This window comes from Sinorhizobium sp. P24N7 (assembly GCF_042436655.1).
GTDB lineage: Bacteria > Pseudomonadota > Alphaproteobacteria > Rhizobiales > Rhizobiaceae > Sinorhizobium > Sinorhizobium meliloti_A.
Genome location: NZ_JBHMIW010000065.1, coordinates 1 through 902 on the forward strand (window position 1 = coordinate 1; position 902 = coordinate 902).

Consider the following 902-nt stretch of genomic DNA (forward strand, 5'->3'; position numbering starts at 1 on the left):
GTACCCCGCAGGTGCGACAACGAATTCAAGCAGCGGCGTGCGCCATCTGGAAAACGCAATGCCGGTTTTGGAGCGAATGGCTGACCTTGGCTTGCCGCTCTGTATACACGGCGAGGTCACGTTACCGGACGTCGATATCTTCGACCGCGAGGCGGTTTTTGTTGAGGCCGTTCTCGATCCACTCCGCCGGCGGCTGCCGGATCTTAAGGTGACGATGGAACATGTCACGACGGCCGAGTGCGTCGACTACATCAAGAAGGCGCCGGCAAATCTTGCGGGATCGATTACGCCGCATCATCTGATCATCAATCGCAATGCCATGCTCGCTGGGGGAATCAAACCGCATTACTACTGCCTGCCGGTTGCCAAGCGCGGACATCATCGGCTGGCGCTTCGTGCGGCTGCGACGTCAGGCGACAGCCGTTTCTTTCTTGGCACCGACTCGGCGCCGCATGTGGATGCGATGAAGGAATGCGCCTGCGGTTGCGCCGGTATATTCAACGCGACCAACGCGCTGAGCTGCCTCGCACACGTCTTCGAGCAGGAGAACGCGCTGGATAAGCTGGAAGCTTTCACCTCGCTTCATGCGCCCGCCTGGTACGGAGTGCCGCCAGCCAAGGAAACGGTGGTCATGCGGAGACAGGTCGATCCGATCTGCGTGCCAGACAAGATTGAATCAGGTGAGGGGCCGGTAACGCTCTTTGACCCGATGTTCCCACTGCATTGGGCGGTGCAGCGCTAGAGCCATTTCAGGAAGAAGTGCGCGGCGGATTTCGTCCGGATTTGCGGCAAAGCAGGAGGTAGGAGCATTCCGTTCGGAGAAAAGCGGAATGCTCCAATTCTTTTCACGGCTTGAAATAGCGGAAACGCTCTAACCCTTCGAAACGACACACTTCCGGATG

At 58.4% G+C, this 902-nt stretch carries 1 protein-coding gene; it reads left to right on the forward strand.

The features are described from left to right. Positions 1-742, forward strand: a 742-nt coding sequence (locus ACFHWW_RS33900; RefSeq protein ID WP_379943738.1) for a dihydroorotase, incomplete at its 5' end; no start/stop codon positions are given. Between the last annotated feature and the right edge of the window lie 160 nt (positions 743-902).